This is a genomic window from Shewanella indica, from assembly GCF_002836975.1.
Classification (GTDB): domain Bacteria; phylum Pseudomonadota; class Gammaproteobacteria; order Enterobacterales; family Shewanellaceae; genus Shewanella; species Shewanella indica.
Genome location: NZ_NIJK01000007.1, coordinates 21,865 through 48,218, shown reverse-complemented (window position 1 = coordinate 48,218; position 26,354 = coordinate 21,865). Strand labels below are relative to the sequence as shown.

The following is a 26,354-nucleotide window of genomic DNA, read 5'->3' as shown; positions in this document are numbered from 1 at the left end:
CAAAGGGGCGCTCGCCCCGCAATCACAGACAAGAGTTGCATCCATGAAGAAAGCCACCAAGCTGGTCTCGCTCGGCCGGGACAAAAAGTGGAGCAAGGGAGTGATCAATCCTCCCGTGTTTCGAGCATCAACCGTCGTATTTGACAGCATGGAACAGATGCGCCACGCCACGGCCAATCGCGCCAAAGGGGAGATGTTCTATGGCCGCCGCGGCACCCCGACTCACTTTGCCTTTCAGGCGGCCATTGCCGAACTCGAAGGTGGTGTTGGCACTGCGCTCTACCCTTCAGGCTCTGCGGCCATCAGTGGCGCCCTGCTGTCTTTTCTGAAGGCCGGTGATCACTTGCTGATGGTAGACAGTGTCTACGAGCCCACCCGGGATCTGTGCGACAAGCTGCTCCAGGGGCTGGGGATTGAAACCAGTTACTATGACCCCTTGATTGGCACCGGTATCCGCGAGCTTATCCGCCCCAATACCAAAGTGCTGTTTCTGGAATCTCCCGGCTCCATCACCATGGAAGTCCAGGATGTGCCGACCCTGTGCCGCATCGCGCATGAGCATCAATTGGTCACCATGCTGGACAACACCTGGGCCTCCCCCATCAATTGTCGCCCGTTTGAGATGGGCGTCGATATCTCGATTCAGGCCGCTACCAAGTACATAGTGGGTCACTCGGATGTGATGCTGGGTACGGCGACCGCCAATGAAGCACACTGGGATACCCTGAGGGAGAACAGCTATCTCATGGGCCAATGCACCTCTGCAGACGATATCTTTCTGGCGGCCAGGGGGCTGAGAACCCTGGGGGTGAGAATGGCGCAACATGAAAAAAATGCCCTCAAAGTGGCCAATTTCCTGGCGCAGCGCCCGGAAGTGGATCACCTGCGCCACCCGGCGTTTGCCAGTTGCCCGGGTCACGAGTTTTTCCAGCGTGACTTCAGCGCCGCCAACGGCTTGTTTTCCTTTGTGCTCAAAGAGGGTAACCGCCAGGCGATGACCGCCTTCGTCGAAGGGATGGAGCACTTCAAGATGGGATTTTCATGGGGTGGCTTCGAGAGCCTTATTCTGGCAATATCCGGTATAGAGAAATTGCGCACGGCAACCCAGTGGGACAGCAGCAAGCCCCTGGTGAGACTGCATATAGGTTTGGAAGATCCGGACGATTTGATTGCCGACCTCGAGCGAGCCTTCGAGCGTTATCACGCCGCGATGCAGGCTTAATCAGCAAAAAGCCCGCTTGAATGCGGGCTTTTTAAGCTTATCGCTGTTAGCGTCAGTCAAAGTCCAGCTCATCTGCCGACACTCCTACGCCCAATTCACGGGATAAGGCCATCTGCTCACGAATATCCTCTATTCGCCTGCGTGCAGCGCTTATCCGTATGTCTTTTTTACTGACCCGGTTATTGGATGTCAGTGTTCCCTCTTGGGCCGCTTCGCTCTTGCCTCTACTCAAAGATTGATTAAATGACATGGTCTTCCCTTAACCTCACGCCGGTTCTTTACCGTCTCCTCAAGAGCACTTCCAACACACTTGGAGCAGAGCCGGTAATCCGGAATTTAAACGATACATCCGGTGTTAAATATACCGGAGCCCCTCACATCATGCCTTATTAAAGAGCCTGTTCCTATCGGAAAGTTCCCATATTTTAATTCCGTTCAGCAAAAACTCAGGCGTATGAAAAATAAACAAAATGCACATGCTCAATTAATTAACGCACGACACACCTTACTAAGGGCATAGAAACATTTGCTTACTATTATCACTGATACAAATTTGTTTAAATTAAAACATCTGCGCAACACAATATTTTTGCAAAGCAATAGTATTTAATATAATTAATTGATTTTAATCGATTAATTCACCCAGCTCACCTTGTTTTAAAACTGTTAAAAATAAATTAATTATAAATTAATAAACATAATCATGTGTTGCTAAATCTAGGTTTAAATTGAATCATATCTTTGTCATTGAAACATTTGACAAACAAAATAAAAACACAGCCAAGCATGGCGATTTACAATAATAATCAAGGAGAGAGATATGACATCCATATCTACAACAGCCAAAGCCGTTCGCTTCGGCCTTATGGCTGCTGCTACCAGTATCGCTTTTACAGGTTTCAGTTATGCTGAAGATAAACCTGAAACATTTGAACGTATTGAAGTCACAGGTTCAAAAATCAAGCGTATAGGGGAGATAGCACCAACACCGGTCACTGTGATCACAGGCGATGGCCTTATTGAAGCAGGTGTTACCAACGTAGCAGATCTGCTGCACAAGATGCCTAATACCCTGGTTGGTCTGTCACCGGAAACCACCAACAACACTGTTTTTGCCAGTGGTCTGAATAACACTGACCTGAGAGGATTGGGTTCCAACCGCACTCTGGTGCTGGTTAACGGCCGCCGCTTTGTAGCCGGTTCGCCAGGCTCAGGCGCCGTGGATTTAAACAACATCCCTACCGCCATGGTTGAGCGCATCGAAATCACTACGGGTGGCGCGTCTGCTGTTTATGGCTCTGACGCCATTGCCGGGGTGGTCAACATAGTGACCAAAACCAGTTTTGATGGCTTGGCTATCGATGCTTCTACAACACGCCCCACCGAAGATGGGGGTGAAGAAGAATATGCCTCGCTGACTTTTGGCTCTGACTTGGGTAAAGCCAACTTTGTGACCAACATCAGTTGGTCACGTCAGGGGCAGATTTCATACATGGACAGAGAATTCCTGCGTGAAGCGCCGATTGTGGTGCGAAATCCCAATGCCAATGGCCCGAATGATCCGCAAGCAATAATGTGGGGCCATGGTCAACAGGTACTGGCTTCATACAGCAAGACAGGCACTTTTGAATCCAATGGCACCCGCTATACCTTCAGCGATGACGGTCAAATTCGGCCAATGGATCTGGGTCAGCCACTGCCGCCGCTAACCAGCGGCCGGGTGGACTATCTCGGTGGTGAAGGCTACAACTTTGCTGAGAACTCTTTCATCAAGACGCCACTGGACAGGATCAATTTCTTTACTGTGATGAACTATGACATCAATGATGATCATAAATTTACCATGGAGGCCAGCTACACCAAGTCCGAAGCCTATGGTGAAAGCTCTCCTGCCTTCCTCAATTTCAAGCTCTATGATGATAATGCCCTGCTCTCTCCTGAAGCGGCGGCTTTGGTGACGGCCGGTGAAGAAAAACCAGGTGGAGGGGTAAAATTAGGCTATCTGGCATCTGATTTCGGCAACCGTAAATACAGTCAGGACAGAACTACAGCAAGATTGGCACTGGGTGTTGACGGTGCACTGTCCGATACCTGGTCCTACGATGTTTACGCCACTGTAGGCCATGTTCAAGCCGACACCGAATGGTATGGTGAAATATTCGAGCAGCGCTTCTATGACTCTGTCGATGTGATCAAAGATGCCGACGGTAATCTGGTATGTCGTGACGAATACGCCAGAGCCAATGGCTGTAAACCTTTGAATATATTTGGCCGCGGCCAATATGATGAGGCCGCCTATAACTGGGTCAGCACAGATGCCATTCGCCGTTCATCAATCGATCAATACGTTGCCGGCGCCTCTGTCAGCGGCGATCTATTTGAACTGCCTGCCGGCTTTATCGCTGCTGCATTCAGCGTTGAATATCGTAAGGAAACGGCTGAAACCCTGCCGGATCCGGCAATGCGCGATGGTTTATTATTTGGAAACCAGTCTCAACCACTTTATGGTGAGTTCGATGTGACCGAGGCATCAGCCGAATTATCCGTCCCGCTGCTGCAGGATGTGATGTTGGTGCAGGATCTGACGCTGGAAACCGCGTTCCGTTATATGGACTACTCCTCCTCCGGCTCTGATACTGCATGGAAAGTCGGCATCAACTGGGCGCTCAATGACGATTTACGGATCCGGGCCAACCGCTCCAAGTCTGTACGGGCACCTAACATTGCCGAACTGTACAACCCATCCAGCCAAACCTTCCGCACCATCAACGATTATTGTGCTACCAGCTTCAGGAACAGGATCAACCCGGACTATCTGGACAATGTATTGGCCAACTGTGCAGCTCAAGGGATCCCGACCGACTTTGAACCTTCCCAGGACTGGTACGGTTCAACTCGTCCAGGCTTTATTGTAGGTAACCCGGACCTGCAGAACGAAGTTGCAGATGACATCACTCTGGGCTTTGTGTACACCCCATCTTATCTGGAAAACTTCAGCCTGACAGTGGATTACTGGAAATTTGACATGGAGAACGTGATCAACAGCTTCAGCGGTGCTGAAGTCGTTAAGTACTGCTATCAGTCAAGCAGCACAGATAACGACTTCTGTCCTTTGCTGGAACGTGATCCCGATACCCATGAGATAGTGAACTACTACGAGAAGCCGGTTAACTCAGCATCCAGTATCACTTCAGGTTTTGATATTGAAGCCAATTACCGCCTTGAAACCAGTTTCGGTGATTGGGGCTTCCGCCTATTCAGCACTTATCTGGAAGAACGTTCATTCAACCCGACCGGATTCGCCGATGATGAAGTTAAATCGGCAGGTGAGCAGGCTCGCCCACGCTGGCGTCATCGATTGACCACAGACTACACCTACAATGACTTCTCGGCCGTATTGACTGCCAACTATCGCAGCGACACTGTGCGGGATAACGAATGGTCACCCAATCAAAACAACTATAACGATATCCCGTCTTATACTACTTTTGATTTGACCAGCCGTTACAACATCACAGATGCCTTGCAGGTTCGCGCCGGGATACTCAACATGTTTGATCGCACCCCACCTCGCCAGCCAGGCGTGTATAACCAAGGTGCTTACTACGACATGCTGGGTCAACGACTCACTGTGGGGGTAAACTACAAGTTCTAATTCTATTGTTACTGAAAAAGCCACTTGCATAACAGCAAGTGGCTTTAAGTAATCGGCACCTTCCCTAATTAACTAAAACCCTGTTAGATAGATGTGGATTGGATATCAGGGTTCCCTCTTAAGCCACTTCGCTTATATCCACACGCAAAGTTTGGTTACTGCCGGTTATTCCTGTTTACTCAAGAGCGCTTTCTTTTAAATTGGATCAAAGTCGGTACCTCGAAGTTAACAATAACACATCCGGTATGTCCTCTCCAAAGTCCCCCCGATTAAAGATACCTATCCTACCGAAAAATCCCCTCATGGCTTTTCAAACAATAAAGACAGTGCTAACCCGCAAAAAATAACGCATAACACACTGTAAAACAAATAAAAATAATTGCTTACAATTTAAAATGTCAACAAAAAACCGCCAAATAGAAACATAGATATAACGTATGAAAAGCCATTTAACAAAAAATACAGACAGATTTTAACCGGTTGCAAAATTTTTAATCAAAAAATTTATGTAGCAAAATTGTGAACAGCAAATTCTCTTAAAATCACCCAAGTTAATCTATTGCTAACATATGTAATAAATTGAATCATTAATTGGTCATTTCCGTATCTGACAAACAAGAAGAGATATGAAAACTATAATTTCTCAAGGAGATAGTCATGACCTCTGTATCTACAACCGCAAAAGCAATTCGCTTCTGTCTTTTAGTTACTGCCGGCTGTGCTGTTTATTCTGGAACCAGCTACGCTAAAGATAAAGATGAACCCATAGAACGTATCGAAGTCACAGGTTCAAAAATTAAACGTATAGGAGAGTTGGCCCCGACCCCTGTTACCGTAATCACTGGTGACGGTCTTATTGATGCCGGTGTTACCAACGTCGCAGATCTTCTGCATAAGATGCCTAATACCCTGGTTGGTCTGTCACCGGAAACCACCAACAACTCTGTTTTTGCCAGCGGTTTGAATAACACTGACCTGAGAGGATTGGGTTCCAATCGAACTCTGATATTAGTGAATGGCCGACGCTTTGTGGCCGGCTCACCGGGCTCAGGTGCTGTAGATTTGAATAATATCCCAACAGCCATAGTTGAGCGTATCGAAATCACCACAGGCGGGGCATCGGCAGTATATGGTTCTGATGCCATTGCCGGTGTAGTTAACATAGTGACCAAGACCAGTTTTGATGGGCTGGCGCTGGATGCCTCTACCACCAGGCCAACACAATCTGGAGGTGAAGAGGAATACGCCTCACTGACCTTCGGCTCTGATATTGGCAAAGCCAATTTCGTAACCAACATCAGTTGGTCGCGTCAGGGACAGATTGCACATATGGACAGGGACTTTTTGCGCGAAGCGCCGATTGTAGTGCGAAATCCCAATGCCAGCGGCCCGAATGATCCCCAAGCAATAATGTGGGGTCATGGTCAACAGGTCCTGGCCACCTACACCAAGACCGGAGCGTTCACCACCCGAGCCGGAGAAAAGTACACTTTCAGTGATGACGGTAAAATTCGTCCAATGAAGCTGGGGCAACCTCTGCCCAAACTCACCAATGGCCGGATAGATTACCTTGGAGGCGAAGGCTACAGCTTTGCCGAAAACGCTTTTATCAAGACGCCGTTGGACAGGATTAACTTCTTTACTTTCATGAACTATGACATTAATGATGATCATAAATTTACCATGGAAGCCAGCTATGCCAAGTCAGAAGCCTATGGTGAAAGCTCTCCGGCATTCCTCACTATTCCGCTTCATGTAGATAATGCTTTTCTTTCGTCCGAAGCTGCAAGTTTGGTCAAAGCGTCCGAAAGGCGGCCAGGTGACGGTGCCAGAGTTGGTTACTTGGCGTCCGACTTTGGTAACCGAAAATACAGTCAAGAGCGAACCACAGCCCGCTTGGCTTTGGGGCTTGAAGGCGCAATCTCCGATACCTGGTCATACAATGTTTATGCCACTGTTGGCCATGTTCAAGCCGATACCGAGTGGTACGGTGAGATGTTCGAGCAGCGCTTTAAGGATGCTGTCGATGTTATCCGCGATAAAAATGGTGCCTTGGTATGTCGTAGTGAACATGCCAGAGCCAATGGCTGTAAGCCGTTGAATGTGTTTGGTCGCGGCCTTTATGATAAAGCCGCTTACAATTGGGTCAGCACAGATGCCATTCGCCGTTCATCAATCGATCAATACGTTGCCGGCGCCTCTGTCAGCGGTGATCTGTTTGAGCTGCCTGCGGGTTTTATCGCTGCCGCATTCAGTTTGGAGTATCGAAAAGAGACTGCCGATACACTGCCAGACCCGGCAATGCGAGAAGGTCTTCTATTTAACAACAGCTCTCAACCTCTGTCAGGCGAATTTGATGTGACTGAAGCATCGGCTGAATTGTCCGTTCCATTGCTAAAAGACATTATGTTAGTGCAGGATCTAACTCTTGAAACTGCTTTTCGTTATATGGACTACTCTACCTCCGGCTCAGATAACGCCTGGAAAGTGGGATTCAACTGGGCGCTCAATGACGACTTTCGAATTAGAGCCAACCGTTCCAAGTCAGTGCGAGCTCCCAACATAGCCGAATTATTTAACCCTTCCAGCCAAACATTCAGAGGAATAAATGACTATTGCGCGGCCAGTTATCGCAATAGAATTAACCCCATATATTTAAGTAATGTGCTGGCTAACTGTGCAGCCCAAGGGATCCCAACTACCTTTGAACCTTCCCAAGAATGGTATGGTTCAACCCGACCAGGCTTTATCGTCGGTAACCCTGAGTTAAAAAACGAAGTCGCGAATGATTTCACTCTGGGCTTTATATACACGCCATCTTATCTGGAAAACTTCAGCTTGACTGTGGACTACTGGAAGTTTGATATGGAGAATGTGATCAATAATTTCAGCGGTGCCGCAGTCGTTAAGTATTGTTACCAATCCAGTTCAACCAATAATCAATTCTGTCCTTTACTCAGGCGAGATCCCACCACTCATGAAATCGTCAATTATTTCGAGAAACCCTTTAACTCGGCATCCAGTATCACTTCTGGCGTTGATTTTGAGGTCAACTATCGTCTTGAAACCGGTTTTGGTGACTGGGGCTTCCGCCTATTCAGTACTTATCTGGAAGAGCGTTCATTCAACCCGACCGGATTCGCCGATGATGAAGTTAAATCGGCAGGTGAGCAGGCCCGTCCACGCTGGCGTCACCGACTGACCACAGATTACACCTACAATGACTTCTCGGCCGTGCTGACCGCCAATCATCGCAGTAGCACAGTGTTGGATAACGAATGGTCACCCAATCAAAACAACTATAACGACATCCCGTCTTATACCACTTTTGATTTGACCAGCCGTTACAACATCACAGATGCCTTGCAGGTTCGCGCCGGGATACTCAACATGTTTGATCGCACCCCACCTCGCCAGCCAGGCGTGTATAACCAAGGTGCTTACTACGACATGCTGGGTCAACGATTCACCGTGGGGGTAAACTACAAGTTCTAATTCTATTGCTACTGAAAAAGCCACCTGTATCACAACAGGTGGCTTTCAGGTGTGACATACCACTGACGCTTGACTATTTAAGCGAGTATATGGCCCAAGCAGTTCTTCTCTTGCACTGCCGCTCCGTGGTTTAATAACTGCCGCCATCTCGAATCCAGGCCCAAGCATGTGGCCCCAACCACACAGATGGCAAACTCAACATACTTTTTGAATTAACAAGGAATTCCCGTGTCCGTACGTTTTCGGGTCGAACCCCGCCATTGGTTAATCCTCGCCGCTTTGGCCATTGCGGCTTATGCCTGTTATCTGTTGGTCGCTCCCTATCTGGGCGCAATTCTGCTGGGATTTATCGTTTCCTTACTGTTTTTACCCGTGCACAAGCGCATCGAAGCGAAACTCCCCAATCACCCCAATCTGAGCGCGCTGCTTTCCTGTGTTTTGCTGACGGTAATCATACTTATCCCGCTGCTGTTTATGCTGATTTCCGTGATTGAGCAAGGGGTCAGCTCTGCCACTCAGGCTTATCAATGGCTGACTCATGGTGGTGCCAAAGAGTTGCTGGAGCATCCCTGGGTACAATCGTCGCTGGCGCTGACCAATAAATGGTTGCCGTTCGATAGCATAGATCCGCAGGAAATATTGCAAAAAGCTACCGCAGCGCTTACGGAGCTCAGCACTCGCCTGGTCGGCCTGAGCACGGCACTGCTTGGCAATATCACCGGCTTCTTTGTCAATTTCTCCCTGATGCTGTTCGTGCTGTTTTTCTTCCTCAGGGATAACGAACAGATAATTACCAGCCTCAGACACGTTATCCCCCTGTCCCGCAGCCAGGAGGATAAAATTCTCGATGAGGTGGAAAAAGTGGCTAAATCGGCAGTACTCGGCTCCTTCCTCACCGCCCTGGCCCAAGGTTTTGCCGGAGGTATTGCCATGACCATAGTCGGCCTGCCCGGATTATTCCTCGGCTGCATGATGGCGTTCGCCTCTTTTATCCCTGTGGTGGGTACCGCACTTATCTGGGTACCGGCCGCGCTTTATCTGGCCTTGACCGGCGATTGGGGCTGGGGCTTATTTCTCTGTGCCTGGGGGATATTGGTGGTTGGTTCTATCGATAACTTCCTGAGGCCGATTCTGATGCAAGGCTCTGCCGGCATGAGTACCTTACTGATCTTCTTCTCTTTGCTGGGAGGACTGCAGCTCTTCGGGCTTATCGGCCTGATCTACGGCCCTATCATCTTTGCCGTTACCCTAGTGCTGTTTCATCTCTATGAAGAAGAGTTTCACGACTTTCTGCAGCAGCAGGACAAGGCCTGAGCTCTTCACATAAGTTTTGGCCTAACCCCTCGGCGTCAATTTGCTATAGCGCCATTGACAACGCCCCGCATTGCGGGGCGTTCTTCACTCGATTCTTTAACATCCAAACTTCAAGTCAATCAACTGAATGCCAGGAAGGGCGAGATACACAGTAGGATCCCTGTGGCGATAATCACGTACAGGCCAACGCCCTTGTATTTGTGCAGCGCCGGCACCCGATAAACCAGATAGGCCGGGATCAAACAGCCAACCAAGCCGAATATTGGACTACAGATAGAGGTGAAGCTCAGCACTGGGGCGTTCAACACAATGGCACTCCAGGATAGCAATATGGTAAATACCATGATGCCGTAGCCCACCAGCTTGGTGTTGATCTTCTCCTTGGGCATAACGCGCTGCAATAGGTTCATGGTGATCCCCTGACACGCTTCCCGAAAACCCAAATAGACCCCGAAATAGGCCGTCATCACCGCAAAGATATTCAGTGTCAGGCTCAAGAGCTTCAGCGTTTGGCCGGGCATACCCTGCGCCACTATCGCCAGTGCGGAAATATTTTCCTGCTCGGCTTTCACCGCCTGCTCATGCCCCAACGCCAGCGTAAAAGACACAGCATAAAAGAACACAGTAACAAACAGGATCCCGAAAGCTATGTTCATCGCCCGCATCGCTTTGAAGCGCGCCACCTTGATGGATTTCTCCCTGGCCCGGTATGAGATCACCATGGGACTGAGGCTTTGAATAAACAGGATCGAAGTCAAGGTAAAGGGCAACATCACTACCGCGTCGCGGATCCAATCTGTGCTAGTGGGCACAGCGCCGATATTATTGATATCCCACTTGTCGACCATCATCAGCCCAAGCAGTGCGACCACCCCAAGCTTGGTGAGCACCATAAGGGTCGAAATCTTGAACAGCAGGCTTTCACCGCGGGAAGCCAGTGCAACCAGAAGACAAATAAGCCCCAGACCATAGAAGGGGTTTTCAGACAACAGACTCTTGGTGGCTCCAAAGCTTTGCAGGAAAGATGCACTGTCATTGGTGATCGCCGTCGAGTAGACAAACACCCAAATCACCAACATGACAAAATAGAGGGCACCGAGAAATATGCCCCAGTTTTTCCCCAGATAATCACCAATCACGCTGGGGTAATCCCGACACTCACGGGACTCGGCCAAGGTATTGATAAACAGTCTTTGAAACATATACATGGCCGGATAACCGACAAGGGCAGACAAGAGAAACACCCACAGTCCCATTAAACCCACCTGCACAGGTAAAAAGACGATACCTGCACCTATGGCCATGCCGATCGACATGATGATCCAACCCCAATCAGTACTGTCAAACCGGGTCGCCTCCTTCCATGCCTGCGTATCATTCCGAGTAATGACCGCGCCCCACTCTGGTGCCAAAGTGTCAGTTTTCATATAACGACCCTAAATGTTATTGGATACTGCTTGTTATTTTTTGCAAAAAAAGTTGCACCTCTTTAACTGGGCAGCCATTCTTTTTTGCAATTTTGTTGATATCAAAGGATTAAATGAAAAACGCCATCAATTACAAGATGTGAGTCACACTAGCAACAATTGCCGTCTCATTAATGGCAAAATAAATTTGCACAACAGCCTTGGTATGCAAATAATTGCATCGTTAAGCCGAAACGCATTCAAAAATAGTTGCAAGTTATCTCAAGGGATTATGGGCCATATTGGTACAGTGATCGCAATCCAAGCCCTTGCCTATCCCCAACTCAGACTCGCCGGAACCCAGTCATGAAACCACAGTGGCAACAGTATATAGCTATCCTCAATCAAGTTGTGCGCCCTGCGCTGGGCTGCACCGAGCCCATTGCCGCAGCCTATGCCGCCGCTGTCGCCACTGAAACGCTTGGTACCAAGCCTTTGAGCCTGGAAGTTCAGGTTTCGGATAACCTCTACAAAAACGCCATGGGCGTATTTGTCCCCGGTACCGGCAAGATAGGCCTGGCCATTGCCGCAGCAGCAGGAGCCCTTGGCGGCGATGCCAATGCCGGTCTTGAAGTGCTGGCAAATATCAACCCGGCGCAAGTGGCCGAGGCCCAGGCGCTTATTGATGCCGGCATGGTCAAGGTATCCCGTATTCAAGCAGACGAGTTTATTTATTGCGCGGTAACCGCTGCCAACGACAAACACCAGGTTAAAATCGTTATCAGTGGCAGCCATACCCGAATTACCGAGAAATGGTTCGATGGCCAGTTGCTGTATCAGGCCGAAGCCTCAGCCCAAGGCAGTACTGCTTCGGTATGCAACGGCGTCGATATCAGCATTGCCGCAATCTATGAGTTTGCCACCGGGGTAGATGTTAACCGAATAAGATTTATTCTGGCGGCGTCCGATCTTAACTCCCGCTTGTCCGACGAAGGCATGAATTCGGCCTATGGTCTGGAAGTGGGCCGAACGCTGAAGAAAAATATCGATATCGGCTTGCTGAGTGACGATCTACTCAATTCGATAGTCATGTACACGGCCGCCGCCTCGGATGCGCGCATGGGTGGCGCTACCCTACCGGCCATGAGCAATTTTGGCAGTGGCAATCAGGGCATAGCCGCGACTGTGCCGGTAGTGGTCACCGCCAAGAAGTTCAGCTGCAGTGAAGATCAGCTGGCCCGGGCACTTATCATGAGCCACCTCGGCGCCATTTACATTAAGTGCCACTACCCGCCACTGTCGGCTTTTTGCGGCAACACAGTGACCAGTGCCGCCGCGGCCATGGCCATGGTGTATCTTGCCGGGGGCAGTTTTGAACAAAGCTGTTACGCCATTCAGAATGTTATCAGCGACAGCACTGGCATGGTCTGTGACGGCGCCAAAGCTTCCTGTGCCATGAAGGTCAGTACCTCGTCCAGCGCGGCTGTACGGGCATTTTTGATGGCGCTCAACCAACATGCCGTATCGACGCAAGGCATAGTCGCCGCCGATGTCGAACAAACAATCAAGAATCTGGGGCAGATGATCTGTGATGGCATGGTGTCGACCGACAATACCATTATCAGTATCATGTCTGCCTAAGCTCCAGTGCCCGGCAATAACCGGGCTTTCACACAAGGATAGCGGTGAAACTTCACAAGTTAACTCCCAAAGACATGGAGATACTCAACGCCATCAAAAATGTGGTCGACGGTATCGCCACCATGTATGGGCAACACACAGAAGTGGTTTTACACAGCCTGGACCGAGACCACCCTTCAATCATCAAAATAGCCAACGGCCATATTACCGGCCGCAGTGTCGGTGCACCTATTACCAATCTGGCATTGGAAAAACTCAAGCGCGGCCAGGATATCTCCGAGACTTATCTGAGCCAAAGCGGTAATGGCAAAACTCTGAAATCCATCACCACGGTTATCCGCAACGAAAAACAGATGGCCATAGGCCTTTTATGTATCAACACAGATATGGATGCGCCTTTGATGTCTGTGTTGCGCTCCATGCTGCCGCAACAATCCCCGCTCACAGAACACTGCGGTACGTCAGAAGTATTCGCCGTCAATATTGAGGAAACGCTGCACAGCACCATAGACAAGGTCAACCAGGAAGTACGCCATTGTCAACAGATCCCGTCATCGAAAAAAAACCGTGAAATCGTGACCCGTCTGTTCGATGCCGGCATTTTTGAACTCAAGGATAGCGCCCAGGTGGCCGCCAAGCGGCTGGATATTTCGGTGCACACCATTTACCGCTACCTGAGGGAGTTAAAAGCCCCTTAGACTACGTCTAGGGAAGCAGAACTTTACTGCTAATGCGGCCAGCCTGAAATGGGGTGGTCGATGGCAAGCAGAGTGACATCAGCGCATGCTTGTGACGCATTGAAGATGGCGTTATTCCGCTGAGGTTTCCCTACTGACGTGATTGTCCATAGCGACCACCGAGGAAGCCAATACTGCGCAAACGATAACCGTGCTTTGCTTCAGAAACATCAGTTAGTACAAAGCATGAGCCGTAAAGGGAATTGCCGGGATAACGCTTGCGTGGAAAACTTCTTCCACGCATTAAAAGTTGACGCGTTGCAAGACGAGCCGCTCATGGCACGTGAGCAAATGAGACAAGCGGTATTTGAGTATATTGAGGTTGATTACAATCGGACCAGACGGCATAGTATTCTTGGGTATTTGAGCCCAGAAAAATTTGAATTAAAAAATAGTGCTTAGCTAAGTGTCCATTATTACCGGATCAGATCAATCCTGGAATACCCGGTGGCGCGAAAGTAACAATGTGAATTATGGTAATTCCCAAATGGTCTTGGTGGTCATTACTACCTGAACAAAAACTGTACATACAAAATAATTCCATATTAATATACCTAGGTAACTTACAATGAAATTAAATAAAGCTTTCATTTTACCAATACTCTCTATTTTAGTGGCTTGTAGTCCTAACTACAATGAAGATGTAATTACTAAAGCCGACATGATAATTAATGCAGAGGCATTAATTATCAAAATCAACCAATATAATATAAAAGAAATCTCTTACCTTTCTGAAGAAACAATTGTTTTAAATGGAGTTGTCATTAATCCTATTACCAAAACTTTTGGGAAAAGTCCGGACGGTGGTTTTATGATGACATATACCCAAAAAGCTGCCGAGAATAAAATTGAAAAATGGAGCCAAGTATTATCCATGACTCAGCCAAATGTAACGTTATCACAAGAGAATCTAAATGAGATACTTGTAGACATGGCTGAAATTGGCGTTACTGATGTGTTTAACGACACCAAATATAATACAGTCCGCATTCAATGGGGGAACTCTGTGATGTTAGGAATAAACGGTTTGGTTTTTGGTGAGAGTATGAATATAGAAGCATTCCAAGAACACGCACAATTTGATATTTTCAAAAAAGTATCAGATAGAGTCTACTTCTTTCAGTTATTATAAGAATGATACGAATAGATTTCTGTAGCGGCATAGTGAATTTAGTTACCTAAATAAACGAAGTGATAGACTTACTTCTCGCAAATAGGTGGCAAACATAAAAAACACAAGACCGACGTTCAGCGCTGAGTTTAAACAAGAGGCTGCAACCGCAATGGGAGTCAGCAATTCAGTCATGCGAAAGTGAGTAAAATAACTCCAACAGAAACAGCAAGGCCGCTCCCCAAATGGGCGTTGTTGCCTAAATCAGCGGAATCTTTTTGGCACTTCATGATCAGATCTTGCATCACAGGTTTAAGGTCATGGGCAAGTTAAAGTGCAATATCACCAATTGGAAGCAATATAATCAGGCATTAGTCAACCGTGGCGCAGTCACCTTCTGGTTGGACGATGCTGCGATTAACACTTGGCATTGCCGCAGCATCACGGCGGTCGTGGTCAATACAGAAGGCTGTTACGAAGTAAATTCACAAATCCATAGGCTTTAAATCTAATGCTATAGATGTGCTATAAAAAGCCAAAAGCCCGCATTAGCTGTGCTAAATAACGGGCTTTTGGCTTAGCTAAATTACATTAGTAATCAAGCATTTAATTTGGTCGGTATGAGAGGATTCGAACCTCCGACCCCTGACACCCCATGACAGTGCGCTACCAGGCTGCGCTACATACCGATATTTGTCTTGAGCGGCTGGCGCAGTATGCCGTCTCAACGAGGCAGAACTTTATCAACAGTCGCGAAGCTGTGCAAGCTCCATCTGAGAATTTTTAGTTTAACTGCCTAGTTTGTGGCCTGTTTTTTCTCTATCGTACAGTCTTTAATCCGCAGCGCTTAATGGTTGTACAAACGCCGCCCTTCACGCATCACTTCGATGAGCTCCGGAGCACTCATCTTCTTGTCCAGGCGGTTCTGATAAGCCTTGTCATAGATACGATATTGGCCGTGACGGTCAATCACAGTAATCTCCGATTGCTGATAGATAGCAAACACCCGAGCGTCACCGACATAGACCCATGTTAGGCTGTCGGGCTGCAGCAGGTGGCGGCCGGCACTGTAATCAGTGGCCGGATTGCTACAACCCAGTACTTGGCTCATCAAGGTCGGCACCAAGCCATAGTGGCTGGTGCGGTACTTGGCCTGGGCGTGGCCACCGACGGGCCAATGGATCACCAAAGGCACGCTGACATTGGCCGGTGACAAATCCCGTCTGGCCTCATCGGCGTTACTGGTGAACACCTTGCCATTGACGCCGGTAATGATCACCAGGGTGTTTTCCGGCATAGCAGACAAGAGTTGCTCCAGCTGTTTGTCAATAAAGTTCAGCGATTGCCGATATTGATTGAACAGCACCTTCTGCGCCGGTTTGAGAGCGCTGTCGGGTTTAACCGTCTGCACCCCGAGGAAACCTACCGGCGTGTCATAATCTTCCGGCGATTTGAGATTAAGCAGCGCAAACCAGGGCGCTTGTTGCTGGGCTCGCCACTGCTGGAAACTATCGATATTCTGGATATCAGCCATGGCACTGCCGCCATCGTCTTCGGCAATATGAGCGTCAAAATCGCGGAATATCGCCTGGGGACGAGCCTCGGCATAATTACTTCTGCTGATAAACAGACCAAGATTGTAGCCCTGCTGCTTGAGGCTCTGACTCAGCAAGGGACTGGTGTAATTGAGTTCCACCGCATCCGTATAGCTGCCCTGCAGACCATAAAGCAGGGAAAACATGCCACTGCGGTAGGTATTGCCACCGCTGAGGTGATTCATAAACGCATGGTTTTGTTTGCCGTAGCGGCTGAAAAACGGCATGGTCTGCTCGTCGGTCATATCAGCCCTAAGGCTGTCGATGGCAATAAACAGTACATTGGGATGTTCTTCTGCGCTGCAGGTCAGCGGCGTTCTTGGGTATTTAAAGCTGGTTTCGGTATCCACCTGCAAGCTGCTGGAGCCGTCGATACCGTGATTTTCCATAAAGGTGCGCGCCGTCGCCGGATAAGATAGCGGGTAGGCATCATCAAAACGGGTAATTTCAGTGACATCAGCAGCATCAGCCCAAATATGAATAAGATGGCTGCTGACAAAACAAACCCCAATAAAGGCCACCACCTTGTTGCCATAATTGCGCTTTTGAATTTTCTCAATCCGCTTCCAGATAAAGTTGGCGGCGGTCAACTCCAGTGCCAAGATCCCAAGGGGAGTGACGATATAAGACGTGCCATGCAGTAAACTATTGAGGTCGGCCCAGGCCAAATCGACAGCGAAGGGACTCAAATGCATGCCATAGTCGTCATAGACTATGGTGTCATACAGCATGATACACAGACCTAGGGTGGCCACCACAGCCGCGTATCCCCGAAGGATACGCGAGTAAGGCAACAGCAGAGTAACGGGAAACAGCAACACCAGATAGACAATAAACGCCAGGAAGCTTAAATGGCCTATGGTACTGACGCCAAGGTAGCCCCAACCAATCCAGGTTTCAGGGTAGCCGACACTTTCCAGATATCGACTGCCGACTATCATGGCCAAAAAGCCATTGAAGAAGGCAAACCAGTGCCCCCAATTGATAAGGCGTGAAACCCTGTCCTTGCCCAACTGCTTTGTTCGCTCGACCATATGGATCCGCTTTTGTAAGTTGCCTGTGTATCTTACATTGTTTGCTATTATGTGCTTTTTGACTTACAACGCCACTATTTAGCGCATTTCAGTTGTTACAAGTCAACGCAAGGATTGTGTCAATGCCTTGGCAAATTGCTCCGCCACCTGCTGACGGGCTTCCTTGGGCACCTTGGTCGACAACAGATGCGAAGCCGCATTTCCCAATGCCATCAGGCCAAGATCGGTCGGAGCCTGGTGTTTTTCCAGCACGGCCAATAATTCGGCGATCAGGGATTCAACTTGCGCATTGGTATATTTTGATTGGATAGCCATAAATAAAAAATGATTCACTCAGATAAGGATTAGCGGCATATAATAGCGGATTTACAACAGAGTATCACTATCGGGGCTTATGAGTATTCACGTCGAACAAGCGATTATTCACGCAATCACCCAAAATGGCGAAGGCCAGCTCAGCTGCCGTCTGCGCCCTCAACCACTGCTGAACAGCCAGGCCGTTGAGACCATGCTTGATGAGCTGCATCAGAGCTATTCCAGTAAAGCGGGAAAAGGCTTTGGCTATTTTGGCGTCCCCGGGGATGATGGCGAGGCCAACCCCGCCTTCAAGGAAGCACTCAAGTCTTATCGCGATGGGCAGCAAGGCTTTGTAGAGTTCTCAGCCACTGCTGGCAAACTGCTGCAGGAAGAACTCTCCAAGTATGACTTCAGCCAGGGTGGCTTTTTGTTACTGGCCTGCTACACCTTTATGGCCAGCGACTACCTGTTTGTAGCACTGCTGAACGCCAAGTCATCAATGACTGTGCTGGATGATATGGAGTTATCACAAAACGACCATCTGGATCTGAATAATATCCAGTTGGCGGCGCGAATCGATCTCACCGAGTGGCAAGCCGACAGTGAGTCGCGCAAATATATCTCCTTTATCCGCGGCAGAGCCGGACGCAAGGTGGCTGACTTCTTCCTCGACTTTATGGGCTGCGTCGAAGGGGTTAATCCCAAGCAGCAGAGCAAGACCCTGATGCAGGCGGTGGAAGACTTTGTCGGTGGCGGTGAACTAACCAAAGAAGAGCGTCAAACCTGCCGCGACCGGGTGTTTGAATACTGTACTTCCCAGGTCGACAGCGGCAGTGAAGTCATGCTTAAGGACTTGGCCGATGAACTGGCTGAATCCGGCATGGATTCCTTCTATGACTTTGCCGTTGGCGGTGATTACGGTTTGGAAGAAGAGTTTCCGGCTGATAAATCCACCTTGAGGCAGTTGAAGAAATTCTCCGGCACCGGCGGCGGCCTGACCCTGAGCTTTGACAGCTCACATCTGGGTGAGCGGGTCATTTACGATCCTGTATCGGATACCATTTTGATCAAAGGCGTGCCCGCCAATCTGAAAGATCAACTGGACCGACGGCTCAAGGGCGAATAAGGCTGTCAAACACATCAAGGCGCTTTCATTGATACCAAAGGCGCCTTGATGCTTTTTCCGGCCGCTATCTTCAACTATTCATCTTTATCGGCTTGCCCTTTTTAGCCACCCGACCATCCCTTTTTATGCAAAACCACCACCACAACTAAGCTTGGCGAGTACCGATTCGAAACAGGTATTGGGTAGCGCTGAAGACAAATATTCAAAAAATATTGTTAAATAAACCATTTAGCTCTAGCATTTGTCATTAACCATTTGTTAACTCCAGACAGGAGTTGGAACTGATTTGACCCACTTACCCTGGTATCGACAACCGCTGTTGCTCAGTCTGATGGCTGGCCTGATAGGCTTTGCCTGTAACAGCTTCCCCATCCCCTTGTTTGCCAATGTGCAGCTGGTATTGGGTAATACCTTCTATGTACTAATCGCCATTTTACTGGGGCCTTGGTATGCCTTGCTCGCCGCCACCATCAGTGTAACTTCCTTGATGTTGCAATGGGACAGTCCGCACGTTTATCTACTCTTCTGTCTCGAGGCATTGGCCCTGGGATTTGCCAGAAAAAAACGCTGGCCGGTATTTTACGCCGGTGTCTGCTTCTGGCTGTTGCTGGGCATGCCACTTATTTATGGTTATCTACACCTTTTCAGCGATTTACCTTCTGAATACATTCCCTTCGTCGTCATCAAGCAGTCGGTCAATGCCATGGTCTATATCACCCTGGGCTGCTTGATTGTGTTGGTAACCCCTGCGCTCAAACGCCTGACCGGCCGTCAGCTACCAGCCAAGCGCAGCGGCTTTGGCGAGCAGCTCTTTTACAGTTTTTTGCTGCTGCTAAACTTGAGCCTGATACTCTCTACCCTGGTATTTAATTATTACTGGGTCAACAAGCAGCAACAGATCCTGGGTAAACACTTACATGAAACCGCCAAAAATATCGGCCTGGTGGTAGAGCATTATCTCGAGCGGCATCAGTCGGTCATTGCTACCGCCGCCGAACTTATTAAACATAGTTCTCCCAGCCCGGATGAGTTGCAGCGGATGCTGTCACGGCTGCACAAACTCAACCCCGGCTTTTTAACCATGCTGATTGCCAACTCTGAAGGCAGCATAGTGCAAGCAAGCCCTGTCAGTGGGCTAAAGGAGCTTAAGGGGGGCGATAAGAAGATCAATGACAGAGACTATTTTCAGCAGGCATTTTTCAATGAGCGGCTGTTCACTTCCGCCGTATTTCTCGGCCGGGGCTTTGGCTCAGATGCCATAGTCGCCATCAGCAGCCCACTGTACCTGGCCACAGGCCCACAAGTTATCGGTATAGTAGAAGGTTCGCTAAATCTCAATCGTTTCAGCGAATTGGATAATGACTTTCTGGAACAGACCAATCAGTCGATGTTCATTGTCGATGAAAATATGCGTCTTATTTACGCCTCCAAGGCGTTGGCCTTACCCAAACTCGAGCAACTCAACTACCGCCAGAGTGGTAAACATTATCGCTCTTTATTGCCCATGCTTAACCTAAAAGCATTGGATAACGACAGTCCGGAATATGTTTACAGCCAGTATCGCCTGCAAAACAACTGGCAAATTTTTGTGCTCGACCCCTACGCCCCACTGCTGCACGAAGTGGAGCGCCAGTTTATTTTCACCTTCGCATTGTTGTTGCTGTTCCTGTTACTGTCGCTATTGGTCGCCAGAGTGGTTGGGCAACGCCTGACCAAACCGCTGGAGTTGATTTCAGAGCAACTCAACAAGGGCAAGCGCCTTACTGAAGATAAGTTACTCAATGACCAAAACGTGCCTGTGGAAGTAACTCACCTCTACACTGAACTCAAGGAGAACCAACGCCAACTGATGGCCCACCAGCTGGATCTGGAAGAAAAAGTCATTATTCGAACTCTGGAGCTGGAGCAATCCAACCGCAAACTCAAACAGTTAGCTCAAACCGATCCGCTCACAGGGCTTGCCAACAGGCGCCACGCCGAAGCGAGTTTCGCCACTTTACAGGGTCTATGCCAACGCAATAACGAAGCCATGGCCGTGGTGTTGATGGATCTGGACTTCTTCAAGCGGATCAATGATGAATTTGGTCATTTGGGCGGTGATGAAACCTTGAAACGAGTCGCCGATTTGCTTAAAACAAAGTTCAAGCGCGACTCGGATCTTATCAGCCGCTACGGCGGTGAAGAACTATTGCTACTGCTACCCATGTGCAACCCTTTCAAGATAGAGCCGTATCTGAATGAAATACGTCAGGCCATTACCGATCTTGAAATCATCAACCCCGAAGATCAACGCCGGATCAGCGTCACTGCGAGTATCGGTGCCCTGATTGCCAATGCCTCCTACAGTCCGTCTCTGGAGGTTTGGTTAAAAAAAGCCGATGCTAACCTATACCAAGCCAAAAGCGAGGGCCGTAACCGGGTCATCTGTACTTTGTCGGCTCAGGATCTTGATTGAAAAAGGTTTCAATCCGCTGCATCTGATAATCAAAGAAAGGGTTCCAGCGCTGGCGCAGCATATCGGCGGCGGGAATGCTGATGACACCGCGCTCGCCACGGGATGCGGCGGCGCCAATTTGAATGCGGTCCATGCTTGTGGCCATTTGATTACCATATAGACTGTCATTGGCAGAAAACGGCAAGGCTACATGAGACAAAGAATAAACTGACACGGGCCATTTAAAGTTGAGTTTTTCCACTCCGGAATGAGTACCAAACTCCCGAGCCTGCACCAGATGACTGAAGCCCACCTGATTCTCAATCAATGTTCCCCGGAAAGTCAGATTGGTTCGCGCCAGTATGCCGCTGATCTCCGCCAGAGGATCCACAGGTGTCATACTGAGGTTCACCTGATTACGGTTGATATCATAGATCACCAGTTCATTGGCTCCCTTGGGCAGTTGCAGGAACAGGTTCTCCAGCACAGCTCTCGTCGATACCGAATCATCCACCAGCGACTGGAACGCCAAAATCGGCGGCAACTGGCGTTTTTTCTCTTCAGGTAAAGCCAGTAAACGCTGGCTATTGTGCTGCGCCAGACGATAAACCACATCACCGGCATTTACGGCGAAAGAGCTGTATTTAAAGGGATCATATTCGGGTGAAATAGTATTCCAGCTGAGTTTCTCCAGCCCCAAAATATAACCCAGCTGCGACTGCCACTGCGCGCCGACCGCCATAGGAGCCAAACCTATGGCCGGCGACAGCATGACCACCTTTTCATAATCAGTAGGCCTGCCTTTATGAAGGTTTTCCAACTCATGGTTGAGCGCCAGACTGGCGCCGGTGGAATAACCTATCACATAGAGAGGTTTGCCATTGAGCACCTGGCTCATATGGCGACTGGCCAGCTTAACGGCCGCGGCCAGATCCTGCCATTCCAAGCGCACCAGGCCGGATGGCAGAGTGCCGTGTCCCGGTAACCTCAGCGCCAACACATGAGCGCGCCCCTTAAACTGCTGGGCAAACTGATGCATGGCGTAGGGTGAATCTGACATACCATGGAGCAGCAAGAGCCCGAACTGCGCATCGGCATTGGCCCACTCGAAACTTTGATTCCAGGGAAAAGCCCAGCGCTTGGGATCTGCTATGCTGCCGCTGTGATAGCGATTTATCGGTGAGTTTATGCCACCGGAAAGTTTACCAAGCTCCTGATCAAGCTCGGCAAACAGTTGCTGCTCCAACTTGAGATAATCGTTAAAGTCTTCGACGCCCTTGTGACGATCAAACTCATGACTCAGAAAGTGAGTATGCCAGGGACTCAAATCAACACGATCATTGAGTAACCAGATCCCGGTCACAGTCAGCGCCAGCCCTATACCGAAACAAGCATAAAAAAGCGCAATAGTAAGCTGTTTCCCCGAGCTGATAAGCAGAGTTTTCATTGACCTTTACCTCGAACTGCCCCAAAGTGGCGGCGCTGAAACGGCATTTCACTGAGATCTATTGGCATAAAAGTCTAACAGAGAGCAAACGTGCACGCACACTCAACGCCTTCATTTCCTTCGCGTATTGGTAACGACCTGGCCAAAGCGCGGGTTTACTTACCCAACCCGCCAACACTGCCGCTTGACTGGCACTGGCAGCAGAACGATGCCGCCGCGGCCTTGATAGCCGCCAACTCCAACCACTGGCGCAAAATCCTGGTGATCTGCGCCAAGATATTTGCCCCGGATGACGACTGGCGTAGTTTTCTGCAGCAGAGGCTCTTTTGCCAAGTCGCACTGGAGATAGGCGCGACAGAGTTGGTAACCGATAGCGGCATAGCACTTATCGCCGGCAATCAAGCCGCCAGCCAACTCAATATCGCCGGCGATGCCGGGCAGAGTCTTAACGGTGCGCCCGGAATACAAAGGCTGGATCAGTGGCGCTGGAAAGTCCCCTATCTGGATTACCGCCAGTTTCCCAACGCCAGTATTCTGCTGCTGCGTCAGGCGCTACGCCAGCCATAAAAAACGCCGCGATCAACGCGGCGTTTTACGATTCAAGTTGAGCAGTTAATCGTAAATGGTCGGGATAGGCCTGCGCTTATGCTGCGTCGCCTTGTAGATGGCTATAATCCTGCTTTCCACCTCGGCAGAAACCGGCTTCCCCTCAAGGAAGTCGTCTATCTGATCGTAACTCAACCCCAGGGCAGCCTCGTCTTCAAGACCCGGGTTGTCACACTCAAGATCCGCCGTTGGCGCTTTGTATACCAAGGTTTCCGAGGCGCCGAGAAAGGCGGCCAATTGCCGTACCTGACGCTTATTCAAGCCAAAAAGCGGCGCCAAATCGCAGGCTCCATCGCCCCACTTGGTATAGAAACCGGTAACATTTTCGGCGCTGTGATCTGTTCCAACCACCAGGCCACCCAGCAGCCCCGCCACTTCGTATTGGGCCGCCATCCGCATTCTGGCCTTGACATTACCCTTCACAAAATCAACCTTTTTGGCATCCGGTAGCGCCAGCTCGGCGCGATCAAAGCCACTGAGTACATGCTGATGAATGCCGCTCACCCCCTCATGAATATTCACAGTCACCAGTTTGCTGGGGCGGATAAATGCCAACGCCTGCTGCGCCTCATGTTCATCACGCTGCTCAAGATAAGGTAGACGCATGGCCACAAAACGGTATTCAGCCTCGGCTTTGCCTTGATTGAGCGAATCTACCGCCAACTGACATAAGCGCCCGGCCAGAGAAGAATCGACCCCGCCACTGATCCCCAGTACCAGCGTCTGGCTGCGAGCCTCCTGCAGTTTGGCCTTAAGAAATGCTACCCGTCTTTCCACCTCATATTCAGGTTCAATAGCACTCAGTACTTTCATTTCTCTTAAGATCTGTCCTTTCACTGTGGGCTCCAATCTGTTATCGGTGTTTATAGGTCTGACTTTGATACCGGCCGTGCAATAATTTACTAGGCGGCCTGGATAACCGACCGCTAAGATAACATAAATTCTTACCCAGGATAGCAAGATGCACGAGGAGAAAATCCATTACTGGCGCGCCCCATCCCATCCCGAACTGGAGATCAGTCGGGCCAGTTTTCAACATTTTCACTTCGAGCCCCATGTTCATCTGGACTTTCATATCGGCGTAGTCAGTCACGGCGGCCAGGACTTTCATTATCGTGGCCAAACCTGGCACCTGAGACCCCATTGGTTATCGACCCTGGATCCCGACAGCAGCCATGATGGCCAGAGCAGCGAACAGCAAGGCTATTGTGCTCTGGTAATGTCCCTGCCCCATGACTGGCTGCAGCAACTGGCGCGGGATCTCGGCCTGGGATATTTCAGTTTTGCCGCGCCTTTGTTGTATCATCCGGCGCTGTATCGGGAATTTTGCCAGCTGCACCATTTACTGACCCAACCCATAGCCGCCAATGATCTCCTGGTTTCCGAAACCGCGGTTATCGCCTTTTTGGAAAAGCTGCTGCGCCAGCACGGTCGCCAGCTCAATACCGAGAGACAGCCTCACGCCTTGAGTCAGAGTCAACTCGATAGGTTAAGAGAAGCCTTTCATGCCGATCCCGCTGCGCCATTTCGGTTGCCGCAGCTTGCCAAGGAGCTGGATCTCAGCCAATACCAACTGCTTAGGCAGTTTCGACAGAGAACCGGCATGACGCCACATGCCTACCTAAAGCGGATCCGCCTGGAATATGCCAAGAAAGCTCTGCTCAAGGGAGATAGTGTGATTTCGGTGGCGCAGCAAGTCGGCTTCTTCGATCAGAGCCATCTGAACAAGGCCTTCAAACGTGCCTTCCTGCTTTCTCCGCAGGCATTTCAGCGGCGCATGCTGTGAACGCCATACGCCTCTCTGATGGCTGAGCATTTTTTACTCCTATACCCAAATATACCCAAACACTTTCAGCCTCGGCTTAGTGAGGCACTACAGAATAGAGTTGACTATGACAGATCTGCATCTTTTGCTGACCCTGGGCACCATTCACCTACTGGCATTGGCGAGCCCGGGACCCGACTTTGCATTGATCCTGAAAATCGCCAGCCGCGAGCAGCGCAACACCGCACTGGCGGCCGCTGTCGGCATCTCTCTGGCGATATTGGTGCACACTGTCCTGAGCCTCACGGGTGTCAGCCTGGCCATTCAAAGCTCGCATACCCTGTTTGTGCTGGTGCAACTCTTTGGCGCCCTTTATCTGGGTTGGATGGGATTGGGAGCTTTTGGTGCCCAGGCCTGGCTTAAACGCGCCTTGAAGGCAAGGCCACTCGCTGAAGCGCAAACCAATGAATTACCAACCAGCCGGGAAGCAATCAATGATGCACAAGTCATGCAGTCCGAGGAGTTAAACAACAGGGTAGACAATAACCTTGGCAAAAGCACCCGCAATAACACTATGTCGGCTACTGCCGGGCTGCTGCTTGGGTTATCGACCAACCTGTTCAACCCCAAGGCGTTGGTGTTCTTTCTAACGCTGTTTTCCACCCTTATCACCCCAGAAGTCAGCAATCAGACCAAGCTGTTGGCCGCTATATTACTGCCGCTGCTCTCGGTTATCTGGTTTGCCATGCTGGCCATGCTGCTGTCTCACGCCCGGGTGCAGCAACGCCTGCTACGCTTTGGTCACTATATAGATTACCTTTGCGGCGCTATCTTCCTGACTGTCTCGGTTGCCATACTGCTGCGGCTATTAACGGCTTAACCCCATAAAATTAAACAATAAGCTGCATATGAAACCCTAAGCCAGACGGGCTATAACCTTTAACTACAGGGATAAACTGTGAAGCAGCAAATAGAATACACCTTAAATTCAGACTAGAATGACCTCAATTCAATTGATTCAAGGTATCTCTATGTGGTGGCGTGTTGTTTTACTCTGTCTTGCTTATTGGCTACTGGGCGCTCATTTCCTCAGATACTCGCACACCATCGCCGCCGCAATCTGCCTGCTGGCACCGGCATTGCTGTTTGTGAAAAGCGCTGTTGGTGTTCGCGTTCTGCAAATCGGTCTCTTGATCGGCGCCGTGCTGGTATGGGCCAAGAGTGGCTTTGAATATGTCGCCATGCGCCAGGCCATGGATGCCCCTTGGCTCAGGCTGGCATTTATTATGGGCGGGGTCACCCTGTTTACTCTGCTGAGCGCCTGGAGCGGTAATAAACTGGCCAGAAATCGTAACCGGGGCTCCTAGTCGTCACACCCGCCAACATTTCCATCTTGGGCCAATGACTCGACAATCCACATCAGAGGTCAGCGTAGGTTAAGTAATAGGGCTATACACTCGAGCCAGTGT

Annotated in this window: 20 protein-coding genes, 1 tRNA gene and 2 pseudogenes; 16 read left to right on the top strand and 7 right to left on the bottom strand. The window is 49.7% G+C overall.

The features are described from left to right. The first annotated feature begins 43 nt into the window (after positions 1–43). Complete coding sequence (locus tag CX650_RS01900; protein WP_101094885.1) at positions 44–1,222, top strand: cystathionine beta-lyase; 1,179 nt, start codon at positions 44–46, stop codon at positions 1,220–1,222. Between the two features lie 52 nt (positions 1,223–1,274). Here the strand turns inward: CX650_RS01900 and CX650_RS01895 are convergent, their stop codons facing one another. Then, on the bottom strand, positions 1,275–1,472 hold the full coding sequence (locus CX650_RS01895; protein WP_093982874.1) for a PA3496 family putative envelope integrity protein: 198 nt from the start codon (positions 1,470–1,472) through the stop codon (positions 1,275–1,277). Between the two features lie 570 nt (positions 1,473–2,042). Between CX650_RS01895 and CX650_RS01890 the strand changes: the two genes are divergently transcribed. From CX650_RS01890 to CX650_RS01880, 3 genes are all read left to right on the top strand, one after another. Beyond that, positions 2,043–4,877, top strand: coding sequence for a TonB-dependent receptor domain-containing protein (locus CX650_RS01890; protein WP_071476187.1), 2,835 nt, complete (start codon positions 2,043–2,045; stop codon positions 4,875–4,877). A gap of 657 nt (positions 4,878–5,534) precedes the next feature. After that, complete coding sequence (locus CX650_RS01885; RefSeq protein ID WP_101094884.1) at positions 5,535–8,372, top strand: TonB-dependent receptor domain-containing protein; 2,838 nt, start codon at positions 5,535–5,537, stop codon at positions 8,370–8,372. Positions 8,373–8,600: 228 nt separating this feature from the next. Then, on the top strand, positions 8,601–9,686 hold the full coding sequence (locus CX650_RS01880) for an AI-2E family transporter (RefSeq protein ID WP_101094882.1): 1,086 nt from the start codon (positions 8,601–8,603) through the stop codon (positions 9,684–9,686). Between the two features lie 119 nt (positions 9,687–9,805). On the opposite strand, the gene CX650_RS01875 is transcribed toward CX650_RS01880, so the two are convergent. Further along, positions 9,806–11,113 (bottom strand): amino acid permease, encoded by a 1,308-nt coding sequence (locus CX650_RS01875; RefSeq protein ID WP_229799970.1) that lies wholly within the window; start codon positions 11,111–11,113, stop codon positions 9,806–9,808. A 13-nt stretch (positions 11,114–11,126) separates the two neighbouring features. On the opposite strand from CX650_RS01875, the gene CX650_RS01870 reads away from it, so the two are divergent. From CX650_RS01870 to CX650_RS01845, 6 genes and pseudogenes are all read left to right on the top strand, one after another. Continuing rightward, a complete protein-coding gene (locus CX650_RS01870; RefSeq protein WP_101094880.1) occupies positions 11,127–11,462 on the top strand; it encodes a hypothetical protein in 336 nt (111 codons plus the stop codon). After that, entirely contained in the window at positions 11,459–12,733 is a 1,275-nt protein-coding gene (locus CX650_RS01865; RefSeq protein WP_101094878.1) for an L-cysteine desulfidase family protein, read from the top strand. Before CX650_RS01870 ends, CX650_RS01865 begins: the two co-directional genes overlap by 4 nt. Positions 12,734–12,777: 44 nt before the next feature. Beyond that, complete coding sequence (locus tag CX650_RS01860) at positions 12,778–13,431, top strand: helix-turn-helix transcriptional regulator (protein ID WP_039036134.1); 654 nt, start codon at positions 12,778–12,780, stop codon at positions 13,429–13,431. A 48-nt stretch (positions 13,432–13,479) separates the two neighbouring features. Beyond that, a pseudogene (locus CX650_RS01855) lies at positions 13,480–13,872 on the top strand (IS3 family transposase); the annotation flags it as partial. Positions 13,873–14,038: 166 nt separating this feature from the next. Further along, a complete protein-coding gene (locus CX650_RS01850; RefSeq protein ID WP_101094877.1) occupies positions 14,039–14,602 on the top strand; it encodes a hypothetical protein in 564 nt (187 codons plus the stop codon). A 299-nt stretch (positions 14,603–14,901) separates the two neighbouring features. Further along, positions 14,902–15,041 (top strand): annotated as a pseudogene (locus CX650_RS01845) (IS5/IS1182 family transposase); the annotation flags it as partial. 152 nt (positions 15,042–15,193) lie between these two features. Here CX650_RS01845 and CX650_RS01840 read toward each other — a convergent pair. The 3 genes from CX650_RS01840 to CX650_RS01830 all read right to left on the bottom strand — a co-directional run bounded on the left by CX650_RS01840 (position 15,194) and on the right by CX650_RS01830 (position 17,525). Then, a tRNA-Pro gene (locus CX650_RS01840) sits at positions 15,194–15,270 on the bottom strand. A 158-nt stretch (positions 15,271–15,428) separates the two neighbouring features. Beyond that, positions 15,429–17,210, bottom strand: coding sequence for a DUF3413 domain-containing protein (locus CX650_RS01835; RefSeq protein WP_101094875.1), 1,782 nt, complete (start codon positions 17,208–17,210; stop codon positions 15,429–15,431). A gap of 102 nt (positions 17,211–17,312) precedes the next feature. Further along, on the bottom strand, positions 17,313–17,525 hold the full coding sequence (locus tag CX650_RS01830) for a YejL family protein (RefSeq protein WP_025011457.1): 213 nt from the start codon (positions 17,523–17,525) through the stop codon (positions 17,313–17,315). 79 nt (positions 17,526–17,604) lie between these two features. Here CX650_RS01830 and yejK point away from each other — a divergent pair, with 79 nt between their 5' ends. Next, complete coding sequence (yejK, locus tag CX650_RS01825) at positions 17,605–18,633, top strand: nucleoid-associated protein YejK (RefSeq protein WP_039034005.1); 1,029 nt, start codon at positions 17,605–17,607, stop codon at positions 18,631–18,633. Between the two features lie 286 nt (positions 18,634–18,919). Then, positions 18,920–21,088 carry a diguanylate cyclase gene (locus CX650_RS01820; RefSeq protein WP_101094874.1) on the top strand — a complete coding sequence of 723 codons (2,169 nt, stop codon included), beginning with the start codon at positions 18,920–18,922 and terminating at the stop codon, positions 21,086–21,088. On the opposite strand, the gene CX650_RS01815 is transcribed toward CX650_RS01820, so the two are convergent. Then, positions 21,054–22,514: an alpha/beta hydrolase gene (locus tag CX650_RS01815; RefSeq protein WP_101094872.1), complete on the bottom strand. Its 1,461-nt coding sequence runs from the start codon at positions 22,512–22,514 to the stop codon at positions 21,054–21,056. The two genes, CX650_RS01820 and CX650_RS01815, sit on opposite strands and share 35 nt — an antisense overlap. A 90-nt stretch (positions 22,515–22,604) precedes the next feature. Between CX650_RS01815 and CX650_RS01810 the strand changes: the two genes are divergently transcribed. After that, positions 22,605–23,081, top strand: coding sequence for a DUF6942 family protein (locus tag CX650_RS01810; protein WP_101094871.1), 477 nt, complete (start codon positions 22,605–22,607; stop codon positions 23,079–23,081). Between the two features lie 45 nt (positions 23,082–23,126). Here the strand turns inward: CX650_RS01810 and nadE are convergent, their stop codons facing one another. Beyond that, positions 23,127–23,957, bottom strand: coding sequence for an ammonia-dependent NAD(+) synthetase (gene nadE / locus CX650_RS01805; RefSeq protein WP_039034002.1), 831 nt, complete (start codon positions 23,955–23,957; stop codon positions 23,127–23,129). A gap of 124 nt (positions 23,958–24,081) precedes the next feature. Between nadE and CX650_RS01800 the strand changes: the two genes are divergently transcribed. From CX650_RS01800 to CX650_RS01790, 3 genes are all read left to right on the top strand, one after another. Next, positions 24,082–24,906: an AraC family transcriptional regulator gene (locus CX650_RS01800; RefSeq protein WP_101094869.1), complete on the top strand. Its 825-nt coding sequence runs from the start codon at positions 24,082–24,084 to the stop codon at positions 24,904–24,906. 106 nt (positions 24,907–25,012) lie between these two features. After that, positions 25,013–25,765, top strand: coding sequence for a LysE family translocator (locus CX650_RS01795; RefSeq protein WP_101094867.1), 753 nt, complete (start codon positions 25,013–25,015; stop codon positions 25,763–25,765). 151 nt (positions 25,766–25,916) lie between these two features. Further along, complete coding sequence (locus tag CX650_RS01790; RefSeq protein ID WP_101094866.1) at positions 25,917–26,252, top strand: hypothetical protein; 336 nt, start codon at positions 25,917–25,919, stop codon at positions 26,250–26,252. Positions 26,253–26,354 lie beyond the last annotated feature (102 nt).